Annotated in this window: 21 protein-coding genes and 2 tRNA genes; 4 read left to right on the top strand and 19 right to left on the bottom strand. The window is 58.1% G+C overall.

Annotated features, from left to right (window positions below; translation table 11 throughout):
• Nucleotide 1 precedes the first annotated feature (1 nt).
• The 3 genes from K0H47_RS26140 to K0H47_RS26130 all read left to right on the top strand — a co-directional run bounded on the left by K0H47_RS26140 (nt 2) and on the right by K0H47_RS26130 (nt 4,979).
• Complete coding sequence (locus tag K0H47_RS26140) at nt 2-877, top strand: oxygenase MpaB family protein (protein ID WP_063033208.1); 876 nt, start codon at nt 2-4, stop codon at nt 875-877.
• A gap of 43 nt (nt 878-920) precedes the next feature.
• Nucleotides 921-1,937: a class I SAM-dependent rRNA methyltransferase gene (locus tag K0H47_RS26135; RefSeq protein WP_017478572.1), complete on the top strand. Its 1,017-nt coding sequence runs from the start codon at nt 921-923 to the stop codon at nt 1,935-1,937.
• Nucleotides 1,938-2,045: 108 nt separating this feature from the next.
• On the top strand, nt 2,046-4,979 hold the full coding sequence (locus K0H47_RS26130) for a DUF748 domain-containing protein (protein ID WP_063033210.1): 2,934 nt from the start codon (nt 2,046-2,048) through the stop codon (nt 4,977-4,979).
• Between the two features lie 228 nt (nt 4,980-5,207).
• Here the strand turns inward: K0H47_RS26130 and K0H47_RS26125 are convergent, their stop codons facing one another.
• From K0H47_RS26125 to rlmE, 16 genes are all read right to left on the bottom strand, one after another.
• Entirely contained in the window at nt 5,208-5,828 is a 621-nt protein-coding gene (locus K0H47_RS26125; protein ID WP_093201985.1) for a BON domain-containing protein, read from the bottom strand.
• Between the two features lie 294 nt (nt 5,829-6,122).
• Nucleotides 6,123-8,228, bottom strand: coding sequence for a polyribonucleotide nucleotidyltransferase (gene pnp, locus K0H47_RS26120; RefSeq protein WP_003212180.1), 2,106 nt, complete (start codon nt 8,226-8,228; stop codon nt 6,123-6,125).
• A gap of 194 nt (nt 8,229-8,422) precedes the next feature.
• The gene (gene rpsO, locus K0H47_RS26115; protein ID WP_003177875.1) at nt 8,423-8,692 is read right to left on the bottom strand and encodes a 30S ribosomal protein S15; all 270 of its coding nucleotides are present in this window, start codon (nt 8,690-8,692) and stop codon (nt 8,423-8,425) included.
• 115 nt (nt 8,693-8,807) lie between these two features.
• Nucleotides 8,808-9,725 (bottom strand): tRNA pseudouridine(55) synthase TruB, encoded by a 918-nt coding sequence (gene truB, locus K0H47_RS26110; protein WP_003212182.1) that lies wholly within the window; start codon nt 9,723-9,725, stop codon nt 8,808-8,810.
• Nucleotides 9,726-9,728: 3 nt separating this feature from the next.
• Complete coding sequence (rbfA, locus tag K0H47_RS26105; protein ID WP_017478568.1) at nt 9,729-10,130, bottom strand: 30S ribosome-binding factor RbfA; 402 nt, start codon at nt 10,128-10,130, stop codon at nt 9,729-9,731.
• 159 nt (nt 10,131-10,289) lie between these two features.
• Nucleotides 10,290-12,812: a translation initiation factor IF-2 gene (infB, locus tag K0H47_RS26100; RefSeq protein WP_003212186.1), complete on the bottom strand. Its 2,523-nt coding sequence runs from the start codon at nt 12,810-12,812 to the stop codon at nt 10,290-10,292.
• 27 nt (nt 12,813-12,839) lie between these two features.
• Nucleotides 12,840-14,321: a transcription termination factor NusA gene (gene nusA, locus K0H47_RS26095; RefSeq protein ID WP_003212187.1), complete on the bottom strand. Its 1,482-nt coding sequence runs from the start codon at nt 14,319-14,321 to the stop codon at nt 12,840-12,842.
• Nucleotides 14,322-14,368: 47 nt separating this feature from the next.
• Nucleotides 14,369-14,827 carry a ribosome maturation factor RimP gene (rimP, locus tag K0H47_RS26090; protein WP_003235029.1) on the bottom strand — a complete coding sequence of 153 codons (459 nt, stop codon included), beginning with the start codon at nt 14,825-14,827 and terminating at the stop codon, nt 14,369-14,371.
• A 140-nt stretch (nt 14,828-14,967) separates the two neighbouring features.
• Nucleotides 14,968-15,044, bottom strand: a tRNA-Met gene (locus K0H47_RS26085).
• A 96-nt stretch (nt 15,045-15,140) separates the two neighbouring features.
• Nucleotides 15,141-15,226: transfer RNA gene (locus K0H47_RS26080), tRNA-Leu, on the bottom strand.
• A 21-nt stretch (nt 15,227-15,247) separates the two neighbouring features.
• Complete coding sequence (gene secG, locus K0H47_RS26075; protein WP_026078118.1) at nt 15,248-15,631, bottom strand: preprotein translocase subunit SecG; 384 nt, start codon at nt 15,629-15,631, stop codon at nt 15,248-15,250.
• A 4-nt stretch (nt 15,632-15,635) separates the two neighbouring features.
• Nucleotides 15,636-16,391 carry a triose-phosphate isomerase gene (tpiA, locus tag K0H47_RS26070; RefSeq protein WP_063033212.1) on the bottom strand — a complete coding sequence of 252 codons (756 nt, stop codon included), beginning with the start codon at nt 16,389-16,391 and terminating at the stop codon, nt 15,636-15,638.
• A gap of 66 nt (nt 16,392-16,457) precedes the next feature.
• Complete coding sequence (glmM, locus tag K0H47_RS26065; RefSeq protein WP_093201990.1) at nt 16,458-17,795, bottom strand: phosphoglucosamine mutase; 1,338 nt, start codon at nt 17,793-17,795, stop codon at nt 16,458-16,460.
• A 16-nt stretch (nt 17,796-17,811) separates the two neighbouring features.
• Nucleotides 17,812-18,663 (bottom strand): dihydropteroate synthase, encoded by an 852-nt coding sequence (gene folP / locus K0H47_RS26060; protein WP_219273848.1) that lies wholly within the window; start codon nt 18,661-18,663, stop codon nt 17,812-17,814.
• A gap of 8 nt (nt 18,664-18,671) precedes the next feature.
• Nucleotides 18,672-20,582, bottom strand: a complete 1,911-nt coding sequence (gene ftsH / locus K0H47_RS26055; protein ID WP_017478564.1) for an ATP-dependent zinc metalloprotease FtsH — start codon at nt 20,580-20,582, stop codon at nt 18,672-18,674.
• A 200-nt stretch (nt 20,583-20,782) separates the two neighbouring features.
• On the bottom strand, nt 20,783-21,433 hold the full coding sequence (gene rlmE / locus K0H47_RS26050) for a 23S rRNA (uridine(2552)-2'-O)-methyltransferase RlmE (RefSeq protein WP_003212203.1): 651 nt from the start codon (nt 21,431-21,433) through the stop codon (nt 20,783-20,785).
• Between the two features lie 105 nt (nt 21,434-21,538).
• Between rlmE and yhbY the strand changes: the two genes are divergently transcribed.
• Entirely contained in the window at nt 21,539-21,847 is a 309-nt protein-coding gene (gene yhbY, locus K0H47_RS26045; protein WP_003212205.1) for a ribosome assembly RNA-binding protein YhbY, read from the top strand.
• Nucleotides 21,848-21,855: 8 nt separating this feature from the next.
• Here yhbY and K0H47_RS26040 read toward each other — a convergent pair whose 3' ends face one another.
• The 3 genes from K0H47_RS26040 to carB are packed head-to-tail and all read right to left on the bottom strand — an operon-like array spanning nt 21,856 to nt 25,983.
• Nucleotides 21,856-22,260 (bottom strand): hypothetical protein, encoded by a 405-nt coding sequence (locus K0H47_RS26040; RefSeq protein WP_063033215.1) that lies wholly within the window; start codon nt 22,258-22,260, stop codon nt 21,856-21,858.
• 28 nt (nt 22,261-22,288) lie between these two features.
• On the bottom strand, nt 22,289-22,765 hold the full coding sequence (gene greA / locus K0H47_RS26035; protein ID WP_003212209.1) for a transcription elongation factor GreA: 477 nt from the start codon (nt 22,763-22,765) through the stop codon (nt 22,289-22,291).
• A complete protein-coding gene (carB, locus tag K0H47_RS26030) occupies nt 22,762-25,983 on the bottom strand; it encodes a carbamoyl-phosphate synthase large subunit (RefSeq protein ID WP_003212212.1) in 3,222 nt (1,073 codons plus the stop codon). Before carB ends, greA begins: the two co-directional genes overlap by 4 nt.
• Nucleotides 25,984-25,997: the final 14 nt, after the last annotated feature.

The raw sequence follows: 25,997 nt of genomic DNA, 5'->3' as shown, positions 1-25,997 counted from the left end.
CATGGAATTCATTCGCAGCCGCATCGAAAACCAGCTGATGAGCCTGACCGGCTTGTCGCTGGGTCAACTCGACCTGGAAACCCCCAAGGGTGATCCAGGTCTCTTTGGGCCGAACTCGGTGAGCTGGAAGGTCCATGGCGACTTCAGCAGCATGTTGATTGGCGGCATCAGCGCGCTGATGTTGCAGGCGTTGCACCCGCTGGCCCTGGCCGGCGTGTGGGACCATTCAAACTTTCGACAAGACATGCTCGGGCGCTTGCGGCGTACCTCGCAGTTCATTTCCGGGACCACATTCGGTTCGCGCCGCGACGCCGAATGGCTGATCGAGAAAGTGCGCACCATTCACCTGCAAGTGGTCGGCCATGCACCTGATGGCCGACCGTATGCGGCCAGCGATCCCGAGTTGCTGACCTGGGTGCATGTGGCGGAGGTCAGTAACTTTCTTGCGGCCCACCTGCGTTACCGCAACCCGGAGTTATCCCCCAGGGATCAAGACCGGTACTACAGCGAAATAGCCCTGGTGGCCGAGCAACTGGGGGCGCGCCATGTGCCGCGTTCTCGCCAGGAAATTTCCGATTACCTTGAGCGTATTCGCCCGCAACTGCTGTGTGACAAACGCAGCCACGAAGTCCTGCGGTTGCTGCTGAATGCGCCGTCGCCGAGTACTTTGGCCAAGCCGTTTGGCTCACTGATGATGCAGGCCGGTATCGACCTGCTGCCGGACTGGGCCAGCGACATGCTCGGGCAGAAACAAAGCCCGCTGCAGCGCCAGATGATTCGCGCCGGGGTCAGGCGCAGCGCGCCGTTGTTGCGTTGGGCCATGCGCAATGGTTCGGTGCAACGGGCCCACAGGCGAATGGGCCTGCTGGAGCCATAACTGTTAAACTCCCGCGCCCCAATTACTCTCCAAGGCGCGCACTATGTCTTCCTTGAATCAGGCGCTGCGCGCCGCCCTCGATCATCGCCAGGACCTGCTCGCTGAGCTGCATGCACAAGGTACCGATTGCTATCGCCTGTTCCACGGCAGCCAGGAAGGCGCTGGCGGCCTGACGATCGACCGCTACGGCCCGCAACTGCTGGTGCAGAGCTTTCACCAGTCACTGGAGAGCGGCGACCTGCTGCAGCTGCATCAGGCGATCAACCAGCACCTGGGGCTGGAGCTGTTGCTGGTCTACAACGACCGCTCCCGGGGCAACTCGCGTATCGACCGTGAAGACACGGTTTACCGTGCCGAGCCCGCGGCTCTGGAAGACTTGATCGGCCACGAGTGGGGCCTCAACTACCGCGTGCGCGGCCGCCATGCCGGGCAAGACCCGTTGCTGTTCCTGGACTTGCGCAACACCCGCGGCTGGGTCAAGGCACACAGTGCCGGCAAAAGCGTGTTGAACCTGTTCGCCTACACCTGCGGCGTAGGCCTGAGCGCCGCCGCCGGTGGTGCCCGTGAGGTGTGCAACCTGGACTTTGCCGAGGGCAACCTGGCGGTCGGTCGCGAAAACGGGCAACTGAATCCGCAATTGCCGACGATGGAATTCGTCCAGTCCGACTACTTCCCGGCAATCCGCCAACTGGCCGGCCTGCCCATCAGCCAGCGTCGCGGCCAGAAGCTGCCGAGTTATCCGCGTCTGGACCAGCGTCAATACGACCTGGTGCTGCTCGACCCGCCGGCCTGGGCCAAGAGCGCCTTCGGCACCGTCGACCTGCTGCGCGACTACCAGAGCCTGCTCAAGCCGGCGCTGCTGGCCACTGCCGATAACGGCGTGCTGATCTGCTGCAATAACCTGGCAAAAGTCGGCATGGACGACTGGCGCGACCAGGTCCTGCGTTGCGCCGAAAAAGCCGGGCGTCCGGTCCGCGACTGGCAGATCATGACACCCGGCGCAGATTTCCCGTCCCTCGACCAGCAACCGCCGCTGAAGACCCTCATCCTGCAGCTGTAAGACTTGTCCCAAAGGGGGCCTGCACGCCGAATAAAGGCCCGGTTCTTCGGAACCGTAAACCCGTGCCATACTCCAAGGCACTCTTGATCGACATAGATGGCGTCACATATGCCCAAAGGATTGATTCGCGCCGCTGGCGCCTTGCTGACCGCCCTAGCCCTATACAGCTTGCTGGGCTTCCTTATTCTCCCCGGCATTGCCCTTCGCGTGGCCAACCAACAGCTGGCCAATTACGCCACGGTGCCGGCGCACATTGAGCGTATCGAGCTCAACCCGTTCAGCCTCGAACTGACCGTGTGGGGCCTGAACATCGGAGAACCGGGCAAGGAGCAAGTAGCCTTTGAACGCCTGTACGCCAACCTGCAGATCGACAGCCTATGGACCCGTGCCCTGCACTTGGCCGACATACAACTCGACAAGCCGAAAACCGAGCTGCGGTTCGACAAATCCGGCCAGCTCAACCTTGCGCAACTGTTCAAATTGCCAGCCAGCGAACCGACGCCAACGGACCCGAACGCCAAACCATTCCCGCTGCGCATCGACAACATCAAGCTGGCGGGCGGTTATGTGCACTTCCAGGATTTGCGTCCCAGCGAACCCATCGAGTTTCTCTACGACAAACTGGATTTCGAGCTGAAAAACCTCAGCACGTTGCCCGATGACAACGCCGCCATGACCTTGGTCGCGGCGGGCCCGGAAGGCGGGCAGATCGACTGGACCGGTAACTTCAGCCTCATCCCGATTGCCTCCGAAGGCAAACTCAAGGTTACCGACGGCAAAATGAAAGTCTGGTGGCCGTATGTGCGCGATGCGGTACCGCTGGTTCTCGAAGACGGCATCCTCAATTTCAGCACCGACTACAAGCTGAGCCTGGCAAAGGAAACCGAGCTGAACCTGACCAACGTCGCCCTGAGTGTCGCGCCGTTCGCGATCAAGGCGCCGGATGGCCGGCCACTCGCGCGCCTGGAGAAGCTGGACGTCAGCGAGACCACGGTAGACCTGGCCAAACAGCAAGTGATCGTCGGCAAGATCCGCAGCAACAAGCTCGAAACCTGGGCAGCCCTTGAAGCAGATGGCCAACTGGATTGGCAGAAACTGTTCGCCAGTCAACCGAGCAAGCCTGCACCCGCAACTGAGCCGGCCACTGCGCCCGCCACCGCCGACTCGCCAAAGCCAGCGCCGGCAGCGCCGAGCAAGCCTTGGCAAGTGCTGCTCAAAGACGTGCAACTGCGTGACTATCAAGTGCATCTGGCGGACCGTTCGGCTAAACCGGCCGTCGCCCTGGACGTCGGCCCGCTGAACGTCGACCTGCAGGGTTTCGACAGCCTCAACCAAAGCCCGTTTACCCTCAAGCTGGATACCGGCGTAGGCAAACAGGGCAAGCTCCAGGCTACCGGCCAGGTCAACCTGAGCCCGGTCAGCGCCAAGCTGAAAGTGGATACCAAGGACATCGACCTGCGTGTCGCCCAGTCCTACATCAGCCCGTTTATCCGCCTGGAACTGCGTAGCGGCATGCTCGGCAGCAACCTCGACGTGAACCTGAAAAGCACCGAGCCCCTGGCGTTCCAGGTAACTGGCCGGGCACAGGTCGACCAGTTGCACACCCTGGACACCATGAAGAACCGTGACTTCCTCAAGTGGCAGCGGTTGGTGCTGGAAGGCGTGAATTATCAACATGGTGACAGCCTGTCCATTGACAAGGTCAACCTGTTGCAGCCCTACGCACGTTTCATGATCAATGATGACCGCACTACCAACATCGATGACTTGCTGATTCCGCAGCCGGCCAACAGTGGCAGTAAGTCCGCAGCCAAACCTGCAGCGAGCAAAGAGAAGCCTCTGGGGATTCATATTGGTCAGATTGCGATCAACGACGGCTCGGCCAACTTCGCCGACTTCAGCCTGACTCCGAACTTTGCCACGGCGATTCAACAGCTCAACGGCCAGATCGGCACCATCGACAGTCGCCAGGCCAAGCCGGCCAGCGTTGACGTCAAGGGCAAGGTCGACCGTTATGCACCGGTGACCATCAAGGGCAGCGTGAACCCGTTTGACCCGATGGCGGCACTGGATATCGCCACCAGCTTCAAACGTGTCGAACTGACCACCCTGACACCGTACTCGGGCAAGTTCGCCGGGTTTCGCATCCGCAAGGGCCGCCTCAACCTGGACCTGCATTACGTCATCACCAAGGGTCAGTTGAAGGCCGAGAACAAGGTGGTGGTCGAGCAACTGCAGCTGGGTGAGAAGGTCGACAGTGCAGACGCGGTGGACCTGCCGATACGTCTGGCGATTGCGCTGCTCAAGGATTCCGACGGCAAGATTTCGATCGAACTGCCAGTGACCGGCGACTTGAACAACCCGCAATTCAGCGTGATGCCGATTGTCTGGCAGACCCTGCGTAACCTGGTGGTGCGCGCGGCCACGGCGCCCTTCAAGTTCATTGGCGGGTTGATTAGCGGAAGTGGTGCTCAAGACCTTGGCAACGTGTCGTTCGCCCCGGGTTCCAGCGAGCTGAGCAAGGATTCCCAGTCAGCCTTGGACAGCCTGGCCAAGGCCCTCAAAGAGCGCCCTGCCCTGCGCCTGGAGATCGAAGGCACCGCCGCTGCCAGCAGTGACGGCCCATTGTTGGCCGCACAGCGACTGGAACGCGAATACCAGTACAACTACTACAAGATCCTCCAGCGCCGTGGCGATAAGGTCCCGGCCCAGGCGTCGCTGCTTGAAGTCCCTGAAAAGGAAAAGGCGCCGCTGCTGGAAGGCATCTACCGTACCCGCCTGAAACAACAGCCTCCGGCCGAGTGGAAAGACCTGAGCAATGACGACCGCACCGCCAAGCTGCGGGACGGTGTAATCAAGTTCTGGAGTGGCAGTGACGTGTTGCTGCGCCAACTCGGCCAGGACCGCGCCGGTGCGATCAAGGACTACCTGGTGGACAAGGGCCAGCTGGAAGATGAGCGGGTTTACTTCATCGATGCCAACCTTGGGGAAGCGGAGAAAGATGGTCGGGTAGTGACACCGATGCATCTGGACGCCGAATAATCCGGCACCCGCTGAGTACCTGTGGTGAGGGGGCTTGCCCCCTCGCCACAAGAGCCTCGCTTACCCTTCAAGCTTTTCTACCCGCAATAGAACAGGCCCCGACACAAGTGCCGGGGCCTGTAATGACCACATCCGTGTGGTCGGTCGCATGAACCTGTGAGGTGCATTGAGCGGATATCTAACTCGCTCGTGGCCGCCTCTTGCCTAGTTCAGGCGATTCGCTAAGCGTTACTCTGCTTTCAGGCCATCGGCCGATACAGCTTTAACGCCTTTGATTTTCTTGGTGATGTTCACCGCGGTGGTTTTCTGCGCTTCAGTCACTGCGACGGTCGACGACAGGGAAACTACACCTTTGTTGGTTTCGACTTTGATGTCGGTGCCAGGAATACCTTTCTCGGTTACCAGGTCAGCTTTCACTTTGGTGGTAATCCAAGTGTCCGAGGTGGACTCTTTGGCGCCAGCCGCTGCACTTTTGGTTTTGTCGACGTTATCAGCCTTGGTAGCGCCGCCAGCCATCAGGCCGTCAGCCGAAACTGCGGTTACGCCTTTGATTTTTTTGGTGATCGCTACAGCAGTGGCTTTCTGTGCGTCGGAGATAGCGACTGTCGAGGACAGGGAAACCACACCGTTGTTGGTCTCAACCTTGATGTCCGAACCTGGAATGCCTTTCTCGGTCAGCAGGTCGGATTTAACTTTGGTGGTGATCCAGGTATCCGAGGTAGCCTCTTTAGCCTTGGTCACTTCACCGGCTGCCAGAGTCATTGGAGCTTGGGAAGTCTGTGCAAAGGCCACGTTAGCACCCATGGCCAGGGTCAGAGCGGTAGCAGTAGCGAGAGCGAACTTCTTCATACGAGTAACTCCTGTTTTATTAAAAGTCTGCAGCGTGTGAACCTTGATGCTGCAGCGTTAACAGGGTTATTGCAGGCAGTGTGCCAAGTCCCGAACCGACATTAAATCGTTATAAAACAACAACTTACAAAATCATGGTTTTTTCGGAATCGTGCAACTTGCATGAATTCCATCGTGCCTGCATGCAAGTTGCGGCTTTTGGATTTTAGTAAGCACCTGATTTTCCGGCATTTTCCCGCAGGCATAAAAAAGGACTCCGAAGAGTCCTTTTTTCAGCTTACAGCGACGGGGTGATTAAACGCCCGAAGCCTTGGCTGCTGCTACGTCCTTGATGGACAGCTTGATACGGCCGCGGTTGTCCACGTCCAGTACCAGCACTTCCACTTCCTGGCCTTCTTTCAGGATGTCGGTCACTTTCTCAACGCGAGCATCGCTCAGCATGGAGATGTGAACCAGACCGTCCTTGCCAGGCAGGATGTTGACGAATGCGCCAAAGTCGACGATGCGCTCAACCTTACCGACGTAGATCTTGCCGATCTCGGCCTCAGCGGTGATACCCAGGACGCGCTGACGTGCCGCTTCAGCCGCTTCCTTGGTTTCGCCGAAGATCTTGATCGAGCCATCGTCTTCGATGTCGATCGAAGCCTTGGTCTCTTCACAGATCGCACGAATGGTCGCGCCGCCTTTACCGATAACATCACGGATTTTGTCGGTGTCGATTTTCATCGCGATCATGGTCGGAGCATTTTCCGACAGTTCGGTGCGGGACTGGCCAATGATCTGGTTCATCTGACCGAGGATATTCAGACGCGCTTCCAGGGCTTGGCCCAGAGCGATCTCCATGATTTCTTCGGTGATGCCTTTGATCTTGATGTCCATCTGCAGCGCGGTAACACCTTTGGCGGTACCGGCTACTTTGAAGTCCATGTCGCCGAGGTGGTCTTCGTCACCCAGGATGTCGGTCAGGATGGCGAACTTCTCGCCCTCTTTAACCAGACCCATGGCGATACCGGCAACCGGTGCCTTCATCGGTACACCGGCGTCCATCAGAGCCAGGGAAGCACCGCAGACCGAAGCCATGGAGCTGGAACCGTTGGACTCGGTGATTTCCGACACAACACGAATGGTGTACGGGAACACGTCGGCGGCAGGCAGCATGGCTGCAATCGAACGACGGGCCAGACGGCCGTGACCGATTTCGCGACGACCAGCGCCACCCATGCGGCCACACTCACCGACCGAGAACGGAGGGAAGTTGTAGTGCAGCATGAACGGGTCTTTTTTCTCGCCTTCCAGGGTGTCCAGCAGCTGTGCATCACGGGCAGTACCCAGTGTTGCAACAACCAGAGCCTGGGTTTCGCCACGGGTGAACAGAGCCGAACCGTGGGTTTTTGGCAGAACGCCGACTTCGATGTTCAGCGGACGTACAGTACGAGTGTCGCGACCGTCGATACGAGGCTTGCCGTTAACGATGTTTTCGCGAACGGTGCGGTATTCGATTTCACCGAAGGCTGCTTTGACTTCGCTGGAAGAAGGCTGGCCTTCTTCACCGGACAGCTTGGCAACAACCTGGTCCTTCAACTCACCCAGGCGAGCGTAACGGTCGGCCTTGATGGTGATGGTGTAGGCGTCGGAGATAGCGGTGCCGAACTCGGAGCGGATAGCGCCCAGCAGTGCGGTAGCTTCTGGCTGAGGAGCCCAGGTCCAGGTTGGCTTGGCAGCTTCAGCGGCCAGTTCTTTAACCGCGTTGATCACAACCTGGAACTCGTCGTGAGCAAACAGTACCGCGCCAAGCATCTGGTCTTCGGTCAGCTCTTTGGCTTCCGATTCAACCATCAGAACGGCTTCCGAAGTACCGGCAACGACCATGTCCAGGCTCGAAGCTTTCTGTTGTTCGTAAGTCGGGTTCAGCAGGTAGCCGGTGCTTTCGTGGAACGCAACGCGGGCAGCGCCGATCGGGCCATCGAAAGGAATACCGGAGATGGCCAGGGCAGCCGAGGTACCGATCATCGCAGCGATGTCCGGATCGGTCTTCTTGCTGGTGGAAACGACGGTGCAGACAACCTGCACTTCGTTCATGAAGCCTTCTGGGAACAGCGGACGGATCGGACGATCGATCAGTCGGGAAGTCAGGGTTTCTTTCTCGGAAGGACGGCCTTCGCGCTTGAAGAAACCACCAGGGATCTTACCGGCAGCGTAAGTCTTTTCCTGGTAGTGAACGGAAAGAGGGAAGAAGCCTTTGCTTGGGTCAGCGGTCTTGGCGCCTACAACGGTCACCAATACGGTGACGTCGTCGTCAACGGTGACCAGCACTGCGCCGGAGGCTTGACGGGCGATACGGCCTGTCTCGAGGGTAACGGTCGACTGACCGAACTGGAATTTTTTGATAACCGGGTTCACGGTGTCCTACCTTCTTTGTGGCTCTTGGGGAACTTGTCTTCTTGCGAAATTCTTGGGCAATGTCGGGAATCGGCCCAACGCCTGTCCAGGGTAAAACGTGTATCCAGATAAAACTTGAGGCTGGAAGCCTGCCATGGGCCAGCGGGAAACCCACTGACACACGACAGCCAACCAACCTCTAGCGCAATCGCTTATTAGCGACGCAGACCCAGGCGACCGATCAGAGTCTGATAACGACCCAGATCCTTGCCTTTCAGGTAGTCCAGCAGCTTACGACGCTGGTTTACCATGCGGATCAGACCACGACGGGAGTGGTGATCTTTACCGTTGGCCTTGAAGTGACCTTGCAGCTTGTTGATGTTGTGGGTCAGCAGTGCAACTTGCACTTCTGGCGAACCAGTGTCACCAACAGCTTGCTGGTAGTCAGCTACGATTTGAGCTTTTTCTTGAACGTCGAGAGCCATGAGGCAATCCTTTTTTCAGGAAACCACCCAAAGGGCGGTTTCAACAGGCCAGGGACAAATCCCTGTATCTAAAAATGAGTAGTGACCGTGCCTGTTAACAGCCACCCTCGTTCGGTCATTCTGACCGAATCAGTCGACGCGGCGCGATGCGCCCGTCTTCGCTCACTTCACCGATACCGATAAAGCGACCGTTGTGATCTTGTACCCGCACCATACCGAACTTCGGGGCATCCGGTGCACGTACTGGCTGGCCGTTAAGCCAGTAGAACGCGCTGTGCTCCGAAAAGTGCAGCAATGGCCAATCCAGCAAACCGCTGTCCGATGGCATCAGGAAGCGATCAACCGCTTCGTTGCCGCCTTCGGCATGTACGGCTTCCAGCTCTTCCAGCGTGACCGTCTGGGCCAGGGTGAAAGGGCCTGCCTGGGTGCGTCGCAGTTCTGCAACGTATGCGCCACAGCCTAATTGCTCACCGATATCTTCCACGAGGGTACGGATATAAGTGCCTTTGCTGCAGTCCACCGCCAACCGGGCAGTGTCGCCTTCAGCGGCGAGCAATTCCAAGCGCGCAATAGTAACAGAACGCGGTTCGCGCTCCACCACTTCACCTGCACGTGCCAGCTTGTAAAGCGGCTGGCCATCACGCTTGAGAGCCGAGTACATCGGCGGTATCTGACTGATTTGCCCACGAAAAGCAGGCAAGGCCGCTTCGATATCAGCACGACCAACGGTCACTTCGCGAACCTGCAGAACATCGCCTTCGGCGTCTGCCGTGGTGGTGGTCTTGCCCAGTTGCATCAGGGTTTCGTAACCCTTGTCGGAATCGAGCAGGTATTGCGAAAACTTGGTGGCCTCGCCGAAGCACAACGGCAACACGCCGGTGGCCAAGGGGTCGAGGCTGCCGGTGTGCCCTGCCTTCTCGGCATTGAGCAGCCAGCGAACCTTCTGCAACGCCGCATTGGAGGTAAAGCCAATGGGCTTGTCGAGCAGAATGATGCCGCTGACGTTACGACGGATACGTTTGACCTGAGCCACCGATTACTCCTTGGCGTCTTCAGGCGTAGCGGAGACCGGGTGCTGATTGTCTTCAGCCACGGCCCGCTCGATCAGTGCCGACAGGTGCGCGCCACGCACGACGCTTTCGTCGTAGTGGAAGTGCAACTGTGGAACGCTGCGCAGCTTCATTTCACGGGCCAACTGCATCCGCAGGAAGCCTGCGGCAGAGTTGAGCACCTTGATGCTTTGCGCGATTTCTTCGCTGCTGTCCTGACCCATCACGGTGATGAAGATCTTGGCGTGACCAACGTCACGGCTGACTTCAACGGCGGTGATGGTGACCAGGCCAACACGTGGGTCTTTTACTTCACGACGGATCAGCTGTGCCAGCTCACGCTGCATCTGATCGCCGATACGTTGGGTACGGCTGTATTCTTTTGCCATGTCTTGTTACCTGTTACTGCCACACGGTGAAACCCGTGGGGTCTGAAAGCGGCAAACGCCCGGCCTGACAAAAGCCAGACCGGGCGTTGCGTTTAGAGTCCGAACACGGCGCCAGGCATTTGCATGCCCGGGCGCCGCGTGGCCCTTGAAGTGCGCGAGTTAGAGGCTGCGAGCAACCTGGACCTTCTCGTAGACTTCGATCTTGTCACCCGCCTTGACGTCGTTGTAGCTCTTGACGCCGATACCGCATTCCATGCCGGCACGTACTTCGGAAGCGTCATCCTTGAAGCGGCGCAGGGATTCCAGCTCGCCTTCGAAGATAACGATGTCTTCACGCAGTACACGGATTGGACGGTTACGGTGCACAACACCTTCGATAACCATGCAACCGGCGATCGCGCCGAATTTCGGCGAGCGGAACACGTCACGCACCTCGGCCACACCCAGGATGTTCTCCCGGACGTCGCTGCCAAGCATGCCGGTGAGGGCTTTCTTGACGTCTTCGATGATGTCGTAGATGACGTTGTAGTAACGCATGTCCAGGCCTTCCTGCTCGACGATCTTCCGTGCGCCAGCATCGGCACGCACGTTGAAGCCGAACAGTACAGCGTTGGAAGCCAGTGCCAGGTTGGCGTCGGATTCGGTGATACCACCGACACCGCCACCGACAACACGCACTTGCACTTCGTCGTTACCCAGGCCGTTCAAGGCGCCGTTCAACGCTTCGAGGGAACCACGAACGTCAGATTTGAGGACGATGTTAAGCGTCTTCTTCTCTGCCTGGCCCATGTTCTCGAAGATGTTTTCCAGCTTGCCGGCGTGAGCACGGGCCAGCTTCACTTCACGGAACTTGCCTTGACGGAACAGAGCCACTTCACGGGCTTTCTTCTCGTCCGACAGCACGCTCATCTCGTCGCCAGCGTCCGGGGTACCGTCCAGGCCGAGGATCTCGACAGGGATGGAAGGACCGGCTTCCTTGATTGGCTTGCCGTTCTCGTCGAGCATGGCACGTACCCGGCCATAGTTCGAACCGACCAGGACCATGTCGCCTTGGCGCAGGGTACCGTCTTGAACCAGAACGGTTGCAACCGGGCCACGACCTTTGTCGAGACGCGATTCAACCACAACACCACGACCCGGGGCCGATGGAGTTGCTTTCAGTTCGAGAACTTCGGCTTGCAGCAAGACCGCTTCGAGCAGTTCGTCTACACCGGTACCGACTTTCGCCGAAACCGAAACGAATGGCGTATCACCGCCCCACTCTTCGGAAGTCACGCCGTGAACCGACAGTTCGCTACGGATGCGATCGAGATCGGCGCCCGGCTTGTCGATTTTGTTCACTGCAACAACCAGAGGAACACCAGCGGCTTTAGCGTGCTGGACAGCTTCAATGGTCTGCGGCATTACGCCGTCGTCCGCTGCAACTACCAGGATCACGATGTCAGTCGCCTTGGCACCACGGGCACGCATGGCGGTAAACGCGGCGTGACCAGGGGTGTCGAGGAAGGTGACCATGCCGCGCTCGGTTTCAACGTGGTATGCACCGATGTGCTGGGTGATGCCGCCGGCTTCGCCTGCAGCTACCTTGGCACGACGGATATAGTCGAGCAGCGAGGTCTTACCATGGTCAACGTGGCCCATTACGGTCACGACTGGCGCACGGGAGAAGGTCTCGCCTTCAAACTTCAGGGACTCGGCCAGGGAATCTTCCAGGGCGGTGTCGCTGACCAGGGTCACTTTGTGGCCCAGCTCTTCAGCAACCAGTTGGGCAGTTTCCTGGTCCAGTACCTGGTTGATGGTCGCTGGGGTACCCAGTTTGAACATGAACTTGATGATTTCAGCAGCCTTGACCGACATCTGATTGGCGAGGTCGCCAACAGTGATGGTCTCGCCGATCTGCACATCACGCACGACAGGGCCGGTTGGGCTCTGGAAACCGTGGGCGTTGCGTTTCTTCAGCTTGGCCTTGCCGCGACCACCGCGACGGAAGCTGTCGCTTTCTTCGTCGGTAGTACGTGGAGCAACGCGTGGCGCTGGCGCCTTCTCTTTGACCGAAGCACGATGTGGAGCGTTTTTGCGCTCACCATCGCCACTGCCACGACGATTGTTATCGTCCGCACGTGGTTTGTCCGGACGACGAGGTTCTTCGCGTTTGCGAGCGTCGGCTGCAGGAGCCGGCGCGGCGGCAACCGGAGCGGCCTCACGAACAGCTTCAACAGGCGCGCTAGGCGCAGCAACGGCCTCAGTGTTAGCAGGTTGCGCAGCAGCAGGCTGGCGACGCGCTTCTTCTTCGGCGCGACGCTTGGCTTCTTCTTCAGCCTTCTGACGAGCAGCATTTTCTACTGCGCGACGTTCTTCCAGTTCGCGTTTGCGCTCGGCTTCGATTTCTTCCGGGCTGCGCTGTACGAAGACTTTCTTCTTGCGTACTTCAACGCTGATGCTCTTGCTGCCAGCAACACGCAGGGTGCTGGTGGTTTTGCGCTGCAATGTAATCTTGCGCGGTTCTTCCACTTTCGCCTTGTGGCTGCTCTTCAAGTGAGTCAGCAAAGACTGCTTCTCACTATCGCTCACACCTTCGTCGGCGGCGGTGTGCGGCAGACCTGCCTCACGCATCTGCTGCAACAGGCGCTCTACCGGTGTTTTGACCTCATCGGCCAGTTGTTTCACCGTGACTTGCGTCATGCACTTCTCTCCTCAGGCCGCGCCTAATTACTCGAACCAATGGGCTCGGGCGGCCATGATCAACTTGCCGGCACGATCATCGTCAATGCCGTCGATGTCGAGCAGGTCGTCAATAGACTGCTCGGCCAGGTCTTCGCGGGTAATTACGCCGCGCACCGCCAGTTCCATCGCCAAATCCTTGTCCATACCCTCAAGCGAGAGCAGGTCTTCGGCCGGATGGGCGTCTGCCAGCTTTTCCTCAGTAGCGATGGCTTTAGTCAACAAACGATCCTTGGCCCGAGCGCGAAGCTCGTTGACGGTGTCTTCGTCAAAGCCGTCGATGTTGAGCATTTCTTCCAACGGTACGTAGGCAATCTCTTCCAGGCTGGTGAAGCCTTCATCTACCAGCACCTGCGCCAGGTCTTCGTCGACTTCCAGCTCGTCGATGAAGTTGCGCAGGATGTCACCGGTTTCTGCTTGCTGCTTAGCCTGGATGTCCGATTCGGTCATCACGTTCAGGGTCCAGCCGGTCAACTGGCTGGCCAAACGTACGTTCTGACCACCGCGACCGATGGCCTGAGCCAGATTGTCTGCGCCGACGGCGATATCCATTGCATGGGCATCCTCGTCAACGATAATTGCCGCCACTTCAGCAGGCGACATTGCGTTGATCACGAACTGCGCCGGGTTATCGTCCCACAGGACGATGTCCACACGCTCACCGCCCAATTCGCCCGACACTGCCTGGACGCGCGAACCGCGCATACCAATGCAAGCGCCTTGCGGGTCGATGCGTTTGTCCTTGGAGCGGACCGCGATCTTGGCGCGCGAACCCGGATCGCGGGACGCAGCCATGACTTCGATCAGGCCTTCGGCAATTTCCGGCACTTCAATGCGGAACAACTCGATCAGCATTTCCGGCGCGGTACGCGACAGGATCAACTGAGGGCCGCGGTTCTCGGTGCGGATTTCCTTGAGCAATGCACGCAAGCGCACACCAACCCGGAAAGTTTCGCGGGAAATGATGTCTTCGCGGGCCAGCAACGCTTCAGCGTTGTTACCCAGGTCGACAATCACGTTGTCGCGGGTGACTTTTTTCACGGTGCCGGAGATGATTTCCCCCAGGCGCTCGCGATAAGCGTCAACGACTTGAGCGCGCTCGGCTTCGCGGACCTTCTGCACGATGACTTGCTTGGCAGTCTGTGCAGCGATGCGGCCGAACTCGATGGATTCGATCTTTTCTTCAACGACATCACCGACCTGGGCGCCCGGATGCGTTTCAGCAACCTTGCTCGGCCAGGTTTCGATGGCCGGATCATCAAGATCGGCTTCTTCGACGACCGTCCAGCGACGGAAAGTCTCGTAGGCACCGGTGTGGCGGTTGATTTCCACACGCAGATCAACTTCGTCTTCAAAACGCTTTTTGGTAGCAGTGGCCAGAGCCAGCTCCAGCGCTTCAAAAATCACGTTTGCCGGTACGCCCTTTTCATTGGATACCGACTCAACAACCAGCAGTACTTCTTTGCTCATCGTACGCCTCGCCTTTCGCAAGCCATTGGATCCGCGGGATCCGCGTCTCAGTCAAAACTGGGAATAATGTTGGCCTTGTCGATCATATCGATCGGCAACAGGAACTCATGGTCTTCTACCTGCACCACGACGTCCTGCTCTTCTACACCGCGCAGAAGGCCCTGAAAGTTGCGTCGCCCTTCAAAGGGAGAGCGCAGCTTGATCTTCACTTGTTCACCGGCAAATTTTGCAAACTGATCAATAGTGAACAGTGGGCGTTCCATGCCAGGCGAGGAAACTTCGAGGGTGTATTCAACGGAGATCGGATCTTCAACATCCAGGACACCGCTGATCTGACGGCTGACAATGGCACAATCGTCCACCAGCACGCCGCCCTCTTTATCGATATAAACGCGCAACATTGAGTGGCGACCTTGAGCCGAAAACTCAATACCCCAGCATTCATAGCCTAGGGCCACGACCACCGGGGCCAACAAGGCCTGCAACTCTTCTAGCTTGCTCGACACCTGAACCCCCTCGTGCATGTATGTGCATGCTGTGCAAAATAAAAAAATGGGCGAAACGCCCATCCTTGAAACGCCGTCGAACAGCGGCGTTGAAAGTGTCCAGCTAACAAAAAGCCCCTTAAAAGGGGCTCCGCTAAAACTGGTTGCGGGGGCCGGATTTGAACCGACGACCTTCGGGTTATGAGCCCGACGAGCTACCAGACTGCTCCACCCCGCGACAAAGCTGGGGCGGAAGTATACGACCGATCCCTTACAGGGTCAATGTAACCTTCCACCTACAAGAAAGCCCGCAACAGCGGGCTCTCCTGATAATTGGTACCGAGAAGGGGACTCGAACCCCTACACCCTATGGGCACAACCACCTCAAGGTTGCGTGTCTACCAATTCCACCACCTCGGCAATACAGCGCTTACAACCTTCTTACTTCTGCTCTTGAGCTGGAGGTACGTCAGTCGCTGGAGTAGCCGACTTTTGCTCTTGAAGCACCGGGACATCATCAGAAGCCGGTTTTGCTTTTGGTACTTCCAACACTGCTGGGTTTGGGAGACCTACTTGAGTCAGCACATGAGCTTTCTCTTTAGCAAAGTAACCTAACCCCAAGCTGGTTATGAAGAAACCGGCGGCAAGTATAGCAGTAAACTTACTAAGAAAGGTAGAGGAACCTTGGCTTCCGAACACAGTATTTGAAGCACCTGCCCCGAAAGACGCACCAGCGTCCGCACCTTTACCCTGCTGCAGCAAAACCAGAGCAACTACGCCCAGTGCACCCAGCAGATGAAAAACAACGATGACTGTTTCCAGCATTTTTTCAGTTTCCCGCGGCGCGACAAATCGCACCGAACTCATCTGCATTCAGGGAAGCTCCACCAATGAGCCCCCCATCGATATCCGGCATGCCGAACAGTTCGACCGCATTGGCCGCCTTCACGCTGCCGCCGTATAGAAGCCGCACACCTCGTGCGACCTCAGAATTCTCTGCCGCCAACTGCGCGCGGATGGCTGCGTGCACATCCTGCGCCTGTTGCGGCGAAGCAGTCAGCCCGGTGCCAATGGCCCAGACCGGCTCGTAAGCAATTACTGCATTTGCAAAGGCACCGACTCCCAGCTCCTCGATGATGCTGCCCAGCTGACGCCCGACAACCTCAAGAGTTTTACCGGACTCACGCTGTTCAAGGGTCTCCCCTATGCACAACACCGGAATCAAGCCACAAGCCTGTGCCGCTGCGAATTTGCGATTCAGTGTCCCATCACGCTCACCCATGATCTGGCGGCGCTCGGAGTGCCCAACAAGCACCAGGGAACAACCCGCATCAACCAGCTGACTCGGCGCAATCTCACCGGTCAACGCACCTTGCATGGATTCCACCGCAGAGTTCTGCGCGCCGACCTGAATCGACTTACCTTTCAAGCCATCAATCACTTGATTGATATACAAGCAAGGCGGGAATACCGCGACATCAACACCGCTAGGCAAGGCCAAGTGACGAAGGCCGTTGATCAGCTCAGCGACACTGGCGCGGGTACCGTGCATCTTCCAGTTACCAGCTACCATAGTGCGACGCATGCTGTACCTCGTCGGTCAAAGTGGGCGCAGATGTTACCCAACCACATCATCACTGGCAAGCCGAATTCAGGCGCAAACTTCAGTTACCAGTTTTGCCAGCTCTTCGGCATAGCCGCGAACCTGTGTTTCGTCCTCGCCTTCGACCATGACACGCACCAGAGGCTCTGTGCCCGACTTGCGCAACAAGACCCGGCCACGACCCGCCATGGCGGCAGTGACGCGCTCGCTGGCCTCTTTCACCGCAGGATGCTCGATAGGGTTGTCACCACCTGCAAAGCGCACGTTGAGCAGTACTTGAGGGCACTTGCGCAGCGCCTGCCGTGCCTGGGCCAGGCTTTCTTCGCGACGACGCAGCGCCAGCAGCACCTGCAGCGCCGCGATGATCGCATCCCCGGTAGTCGTGTGCTGGAAGCAGACGATATGCCCGGAGTTTTCACCACCCACCTGCCAATTACGCTCCAGCAGATCAGCGATCACGTAGCGATCACCGACATTGGCGCGCACAAACGGAATACTCAGATCTGCCAGGGCCAGCTCCAGGCCAAGATTGCTCATCAGGGTGCCGACGACACCGCCTTGCAGCTTGTTACGCTCGTGCAAGTCGCGAGCAATGATGAACAACAGGTCGTCGCCATCAACGATTGCGCCCGTATGGTCGACCATCAATACCCGATCACCATCACCATCGAACGCGATACCCAAGTCGGCATGCTCAGCCAGGACAGCCGCCTGCAATTGCCCCATATGGGTCGAGCCGCAATTGTCGTTGATGTTCAAACCATTGGGCTGAGCCGACAGCACAGTAACGTCTGCGCCAAGCTCCTTGAACACACTCGGCGCTACTTTGTAGGTCGCGCCGTGAGCACAGTCGATGACGACTTTCAGCCCGGCAAAATTGGTACTGCTTGGCACGCTGCTTTTGCAGAATTCGATGTAACGACCAGAGGCGTCGTTAATCCGCGAAACCTTGCCCAGCTTGCTCGACTCGACGACCGTCATCGGCGCATCGAGCAATTCTTCGATCATGTGCTCAATCTCGTCCGGCAGCTTGGTGCCCTGGCCCGAGAAGAACTTGATGCCGTTGTCATCGTGAGGATTGTGCGAAGCGCTGATCACGATACCGGCCTCAGCGTGAAAGGTACGCGTCAGGTAAGCGATCGCTGGCGTAGGCATCGGCCCCAACAGCATCACATCAGCGCCGGCAGCGGACAGCCCTGCCTCCAGCGCGGACTCAAACATGTAACCCGAGATACGCGTGTCCTTCCCCACCAGGATGCGGCAGGCACCCATGCTGCGGAACGCCATGCCGGCGGCCCAGCCCAGCTTGAGCATGAAATCGGGAGTAATCGGGAATTCGCCGACCCGACCGCGAATGCCATCGGTACCAAAATACTTTTTAGTCATAAGTGCTCCATCATTCTTATTCGGCTGATTCAACCGCTGCGATCATCCGCACTACATCTATCGTCTCGGCCACGTCATGGACGCGCAAGATACGTGCACCCTTGACCACAGCAAGTGCCGCAAGTGCCAGGCCGCCATGCAGCCGCTCACCCACCGGACGATTCAACGCCAGACCTATCATGCTCTTACGCGAAACCCCGACCAACAAAGGGCGACCAAGGGCATGCAGGGATTCCATATGCTTGAACAGGCTTAAATTGTGCTGCAAGGTTTTGGCAAAACCAAATCCCGGATCGAGGATTATCCGCTCGGGGGCAATCCCCACTGCGGCGCATTGAGCCATGCGCTCGACAAGGAAATCTTTCACTTCACCGACCAGGTTGTCGTAATGCGGGTCGTCCTGCATCGTGCCCGGCTCACCGAGCATATGCATCAGGCAAACCGGCAACCCCGTTGCGGCAGCTGCATCCAGAGCACCATCACGCTGCAGGGAGCGCACATCGTTGATCAACCCTGCACCCAGCCGCGCGGTTTCACGCATGACGGCCGGTGTCGAGGTGTCGACAGAAATGATGACATCAAGCTCTCGATGGATGCGCTCGACAATCGGCGCTACACGCTCCAATTCCTCAAGGGGAGAAACCGCGCGAGCCCCGGGACGGGTCGACTCGCCGCCCACGTCAATCAAGGTCGCCCCGGCAGCCACCATGGCTTCCGCGTGGCGCAACGCAGCATCAAGCTGACTGAAGCGACCGCCATCGGAAAAGGAGTCAGGGGTAACGTTAAGAATGCCCATCACGTGCGTACGGGCCAAATCAAGAACCCGGCTGCCGCAAGGCAACCGGGGCGAGGACAACGCAGAAGTCATTTCAAACCTTAATGGTCAGCAGCCGGGCCGCCGATTGGGGCTTCAGGGCGCTCGTTCTGTACCACTGGAGGCGTGCCCGAAGTACCCGAACCACCTTCCCAATCGCGAGGCTCGCGAGGCGTACGGCCGGCCATGATGTCGTCGATCTGATCGGCATCAATGGTCTCGTACTTCATCAGGGCGTCAGCCATGGCGTCGAGCTTGTCGCGGTTATCGGTGAGGATCTGCTTGGCCGTGCCGTAGCACTGGTCAATGATGCTGCGCACTTCGGAGTCGATCAGCTTGGCTGTCTCACCGGAGAAGCTGGCAGCTTGACCGCCACCACCGCGACCCAGGAATACTTCGCCTTCTTCCTCGGCATACATCAAAGGACCGAGTTTTTCCGACAGACCCCACTTGGTCACCATGTTCCGTGCAATCTGGCTCGCACGCATGATGTCGTTGGACGCGCCGGTGGTAACACCATCAAAGCCCAAGGTCATCTCTTCCGCGATCCGGCCGCCATACAGCGAGCAGATCTGGCTGATCAAGGCACGCTTGGAGAGGCTGTAGCGATCCTCTTCCGGCAGGAACATGGTGACGCCCAGCGCCCGGCCACGCGGAATGATCGATACTTTGTAGACAGGGTCATGCTCAGGCACGACGCGACCAACAATGGCGTGACCAGCCTCATGATAGGCAGTGTTCTGCTTCTCTTTCTCGGACATGACCATGGATTTGCGCTCGGCGCCCATCATGATCTTGTCTTTCGCCAGCTCGAACTCTTTCATTTCAACAATGCGCTTGCCGGTACGGGCAGCGAACAGCGACGCTTCGTTCACCAGGTTGGCAAGGTCGGCACCGGAGAAGCCTGGAGTACCACGGGCAATCACGGCCGGAGCCACGTCGTCGCCCATTGGCACTTTGCGCATGTGCACTTTCAGAATTTGTTCACGACCACGGATGTCCGGCAGACCGACCACAACCTGACGGTCGAAACGGCCCGGACGCAGCAGCGCAGGGTCGAGCACGTCTGGACGGTTGGTTGCGGCGATTACGATGATGCCGTCATTCATTTCGAAACCGTCCATCTCAACCAGCAACTGGTTAAGAGTCTGCTCACGCTCATCATGACCGCCGCCCATGCCGGCGCCACGATGGCGACCAACGGCGTCGATTTCATCGATGAAGATGATGCACGGGGCGTGCTTCTTGGCCTGTTCGAACATGTCGCGAACACGACTGGCACCGACACCGACGAACATTTCGACGAAGTCGGAACCGGAAATGGTGAAGAAAGGTACTTTGGCTTCGCCGGCAATGGCCTTGGCCAACAGGGTTTTACCGGTACCTGGCGGGCCAACCATCAGCACACCGCGAGGAATACGACCACCCAAGCGCTGGAACTTGCCCGGATCACGCAGGAATTCAACCAGTTCGCCCACTTCTTCCTTGGCTTCGTCGCAACCGGCAACGTCAGCCAGGGTAGTTTTCACTTGGTCTTCGGAGAGCAGGCGCGCCTTGCTCTTGCCGAAACTCATCGGCCCGCCCTTGCCTCCCGCACCACCTTGCATCTGGCGCATGAAGAACATGAACACGGCGATGATCACCAGGATCGGGAAGCTGGCCACCAGAAGCTGGGTCCAGATGCTCTGCTGCTCAGGCTGCTTGCCTTCGACGACTACGTGGTTATCCACCAGGTCGCCGATAAGGCCATTGTCCTGGATTGCCGGACGGATGGTCTTGAAGCTGTCGCCATCGTTGCGTTTGCCGGTAATCACGTAGCCATCAACTGCTACGCGCTCGACCTTGCCATCCTTAACTTGCTGGATGAAGTCGGAATAGTTGAGGGTCTGCGGCTCGTTAGGGCTGGAGAAGTTGTTCATCACCGTCACGAGGACAGCCGCGATGATCAACCACAGGATCAGATTCTTTGCCATATCGTTCAATTAACTACCCTCTGAAGCAAGCTCCGCTACTGGCGCGTGCTTCGCATGATATTCACCGGCCTAACTTACTACATTACCTACAACTCTGGCAGGCGCCGTCTGTAACCCTTTGTGAAACTTTGACTACACAATATTCGTAAAGCTTCGTGACGAAAGCGATATAAAAAAACCTATCGCCTCCGTCAAATTTCTCAAAAACGCTCTTCACTGGCAGCGCCTTCAATGCCACGGAACCCGCGACCCAGCAAATACTGCTCACGGGACCTGTCCCGGGAAGAGTCAGGCTTGCGTGTCTGTACCTTGTCGAACAGCTTGCGGATGTTCTTGTGATACTCGTCGAAGCCTTCACCCTGGAAGACCTTGACCAAGAAGTCACCACCCGGACGCAGTACCCGTCCCGCCAGATCCAGTGCCAATTCGCACAGGAACATGGCTCGCGGCATATCAACAGCCGGTAATCCACTCATATTGGGGGCCATATCGGAAATCACAAGGTCTACCTGCGAATTTCCGACGGCTTCCAGGATCTGTGCCAGTACTTCATCCTGGGTAAAATCGCCGTGAACAAAGGTCACGTCGGGGATGCTGTCCATTTCCAGAATATCGGAAGCGATCAAACGACCTTGCCCACCAATCAGACGACTGGTCACCTGGGACCAGCCACCCGGGGCGGCACCCAGGTCGATAACACTCATGCCAGGACGGATCAACTTGTCCTTTTCCTGGATCTCCAGCAGCTTGTAGCTGGCCCGGGAACGGTAGCCATCCTTTTGCGCCATTTTGACGTAAGGGTCGTTGAAATGCTCTTGCAGCCACTTAAGGCTAGTTTTGGAACGGGCCACGGGCCACCTCGAAAATAAAACGGGTCGTGATTAACTGGGCGGTCCCGGACTCGCTCGGGTAAACTGGCCGCCGCTTTTTACAAGATCAGACGCAGGGGTCAGATTATGCCGCTCACTCAAGAGCAGAAGAAACAGTACAAATCCATTGGCCACCATCTGAAACCAGTTTTGATTGTGGCTGACAACGGTTTGACTGAAGGTGTGTTAGCCGAACTTGAACGCGCATTGGGCGATCACGAGCTGATCAAGATCAAGGTCAGCATCCTTGATCGCGAGGCGCGCCTGGCAGCCATTGCAGAACTGTGCAAGGCTGGCAAAGCGGACCTGGTTCAGGTCATCGGCAAGATGGCACTGCTGTATCGCAAGAACTTCAGCGCCAACAAGCAACTGTCGAACGTACACCGCTTCAAGTGAAACAAGGGTCAAGGGCGTGTTTCGCACGCCCTGCCACTCCATCCTGGCGCCGGCTGTACAACCAGCACCAATCCGGAAAACCCTAGCACAAGATAGCTGAACAGCTGCCAGCGCAACGCTTCCGGCAGAAAGATGCGTACCACGCAAAACATCGCGCACGCATACAGCGCCATCAACAGCAGTTGCCCGCGAATATCCCGCCACATACTCTCCAAGCCTTCGGCCTTGATCAGCACCAGCGCCTGAAGCGTCACGCACGCCGCTGCAAAACCCACCAGCAACGCGCTTAATAATCCGCTGACCTCATCGATCAGCAACGGTGCCAGGCCAATCAGGCCCAGCGCCGGCAGTACACCAATATGTAACAGCCATAGGCCGCCAACCCAAAGCATCTGGGCAAACTGCCAAAGCATGGCGCCCGCACGAAGCGGGCGCCGTCTTTCAGATGTGACGAACTTCGACAATCTCGTACTCGATCACGCCACCAGGCGTCTTGACGGCCACCACATCGCCCTCTTCCTTGGCAATCAAGGCGCGGGCCAGCGGCGAACCGACGGAGATCTTGCCGAGTTTGAAGTCGGCCTCGTCTTCACCCACGATGTGGTAAACCACGCTTTCGTCAGTCTCGACGTTGGCGATTTCCACGGTGGTGCCGAAAATCACCTTGCCGGTATGCGGGATGGTCGTGACGTCGATAACCACCGAGTTCTGCAGGCGGCCTTCGATGTCACGGATCCGCGCCTCGACCATACCTTGCTGCTCGCGGGCAGCATGATATTCAGCGTTTTCCTTCAGATCACCCAATTCCCGGGCCGTACCGATGTCCTGGCTCAGCTTCGGACGGACGACCTTGGTCAGGTGGGCGTGTTCTTCTTCCAGGGCTTTTGCGCCCTGGACGGTCATTGGGTATTTGATCATGCCTTCAATCCTGCGTGTAGATCCTGCAAGCGACGCACGGTTTTTTCAGGACCGAACTTGAGCGCCTCGCAGATAGCTTCGCCAGCAGCAATGGTAGTGGTGCAGTAGATCTTGTGCTGCAAGGCGTTACGACGAATGGAGTAGGAGTCCGCGATCGACTGACGACCTTCAGTGGTGTTGATGATCAGGGTGACTTCGTCATTCTTGATCATGTCGACTACGTGTGGACGGCCTTCCGTCACCTTGTTCACGCGACGTACTTTCAGGCCGGCAGCCTCGATCAGCTTGGCGGTCCCGGCAGTAGCCACGACTTCGAAGCCCAAGTTGATCAGATCACGGGCCACGCCTGCAACCAGTGGCTTGTCATCATCGCGCACGCTGATGAACGCAGTACCGCCGGTCGGCAGCACTTCGCTGGCGCCCATCTGGGCTTTGGCGAATGCTTCACCGAAGGTATCGCCCACGCCCATCACTTCACCGGTGGACTTCATCTCTGGGCCCAGGATCGGGTCCACGCCAGGGAATTTGGCGAATGGGAACACCGCCTCTTTCACACTGTAGAAGTTCGGAATGATTTCCTTGGTGAAACCGATTTCCTTCAAGGTCTTGCCGGCCATCACACGGGCAGCAATCATCGCCAGGGAAACACCGATGCACTTGGAAACAAACGGCACGGTACGCGAGGCGCGCGGGTTGACTTCGATGACGTAGATGTCTTCGCCTTGCAGCGCCAACTGTACGTTCATCAGGCCGACCACGCCCAGTTCCAGGGCCATTTTCTTGACCTGTTCGCGCATCTCGTCCTGGATGTGCGCAGGCAGCGAGTATGGCGGCAGCGAGCAAGCGGAGTCACCGGAGTGAACGCCAGCCTGTTCGATATGCTGCATGATCGCGCCGATCACCACGTCGGTGCCGTCGCAGACCGCATCCACGTCCATCTCGATGGCGCAATTGAGGAAGTGATCCAGCAGCACCGGGCTGTCGTTGGACACTTTTACCGCATCACGCAGGTAACGCTTGAGTTCGTCTTCTTCGTAGACGATTTCCATCGCCCGTCCGCCCAGTACGTAGGACGGACGCACCACCAGCGGGTAACCGATCTTGCTGGCTGCGCGGATCGCTTCGTCTTCGCTGCGCACAGTGGCGTTTGGCGGCTGACGCAGGTTCAGGCGCTCAACCATCTGCTGGAAGCGCTCACGGTCTTCTGCACGGTCGATAGCGTCAGGGCTGGTGCCGATGATCGGTACGCCAGCAGCTTCAAGTGCGCGAGCCAGTTTCAACGGGGTTTGGCCGCCGTACTGGACGATCACGCCTTTTGGCTTCTCGACGCGACAGATTTCCAGTACGTCTTCCAGCGTTACCGGCTCGAAGTACAGACGGTCGGAAGTGTCGTAGTCGGTGGAAACAGTTTCCGGGTTGCAGTTGACCATGATGGTCTCGTACCCGTCTTCGCGCAGGGCGAGAGCGGCGTGTACGCAGCAATAATCGAACTCGATGCCTTGGCCGATACGGTTTGGACCGCCACCCAGGATCATGATTTTGTCGCGGCCCGACGGCGCTGCTTCGCACTCTTCCTCGTAGGTGGAGTACATATATGCGGTGTCGGTGGCGAACTCGGCCGCGCAGGTATCAACGCGCTTGTAGACCGGGAAGATATCCAGCTTGTGGCGATGGGTGCGCAGGTTTTTCTCGGTCACGCCCAGCAACTTGGCCAAACGCATGTCGGAGAAGCCTTTGCGCTTGAGGCGGAACATCAGGTCGCGGTCGATAGAGGACAGGCCGAGGGTCTTGACCTTCTCTTCTTCCTTGATCAGATCTTCGATCTGCACCAGGAACCACGGGTCGATCATGTTCATGCCGAAGATGTCTTCGACGGTCATGCCGGCGCGGAAAGCATCGGCCACGTACCAGATACGCTCGGCACCCGGCACGGTCAGCTCGCGCTTGAGCACGCTCATGCTTTCCGGATTGCTCAGGTCGAGCTTCTCATCCAGACCGCAAACACCCACTTCCAGGCCGCGCAGGGCTTTCTGCAGGGACTCCTGGAAGGTCCGGCCGATGGCCATGACTTCACCGACCGACTTCATCTGAGTGGTCAGGCGGGCGTCGGCTTTCGGGAATTTCTCGAAAGCGAAGCGTGGCAGCTTGGTGACGACATAGTCGATCGACGGCTCGAAGGAGGCCGGCGTTGCGCCGCCGGTGATTTCGTTCTGCAGCTCGTCCAAGGTGTAACCGATCGCCAGCTTGGCGGCGATGCGCGCAATCGGGAAGCCGGTAGCTTTCGATGCCAGCGCCGAAGAACGCGATACACGCGGGTTCATCTCGATCACAACCATACGGCCAGTGTCTGGGCAGATGCCGAACTGGACGTTGGAGCCACCGGTTTCCACGCCGATCTCACGCAGCACCGCCAACGAGGCGTTACGCATGATCTGGTATTCCTTGTCCGTCAGGGTCTGTGCTGGCGCAACAGTGATCGAGTCACCGGTGTGCACGCCCATCGGGTCAAAGTTTTCGATGGAGCAGACGATGATGCAGTTGTCCTTCTTATCGCGGACAACCTCCATTTCATATTCTTTCCAGCCGATCAGGGATTCGTCGATCAGCAGCTCTTTGGTCGGCGACAAGTCCAGGCCGCGAGCGCAGATTTCTTCGAATTCTTCACGGTTGTAGGCGATACCGCCGCCGGTGCCGCCCATGGTGAAGGACGGACGGATGATGCACGGGAAGCCCAGGCGTTCGAGGACCGCATTGGCCTCTTCCATACTGTGGGCGATACCGGAGCGCGGGCAGTCAAGGCCGATGGACTTCATGGCCTTGTCGAAACGCGAACGGTCTTCAGCCTTGTCGATGGTGTCGGCATTAGCGCCGATCATCTCTACGCCGAACTTCTCCAGGACGCCTTCGCGCTCCAGGTCCAGTGCGCAGTTCAGGGCGGTCTGGCCACCCATGGTTGGCAGCAACGCGTCCGGACGTTCTTTCTCGATGATCTTGGCAACGGTCTGCCACTTGATCGGCTCGATGTAGGTGGCGTCGGCCATGTCCGGGTCGGTCATGATGGTGGCCGGGTTGGAGTTCACCAGGATGACGCGGTAACCCTCTTCGCGCAGGGCTTTACAGGCCTGGGCGCCGGAGTAGTCGAATTCGCAGGCCTGGCCGATCACGATCGGGCCAGCGCCGAGAATCAGGATGCTTTTTATGTCTGTACGTTTTGGCATGGGTTTGTCACTCA

This window comes from Pseudomonas sp. Xaverov 83 (genome assembly GCF_019352905.1).
Lineage (GTDB): Bacteria > Pseudomonadota > Gammaproteobacteria > Pseudomonadales > Pseudomonadaceae > Aquipseudomonas > Aquipseudomonas yamanorum.
This window is presented reverse-complemented; position numbering and strand designations above follow the sequence as displayed.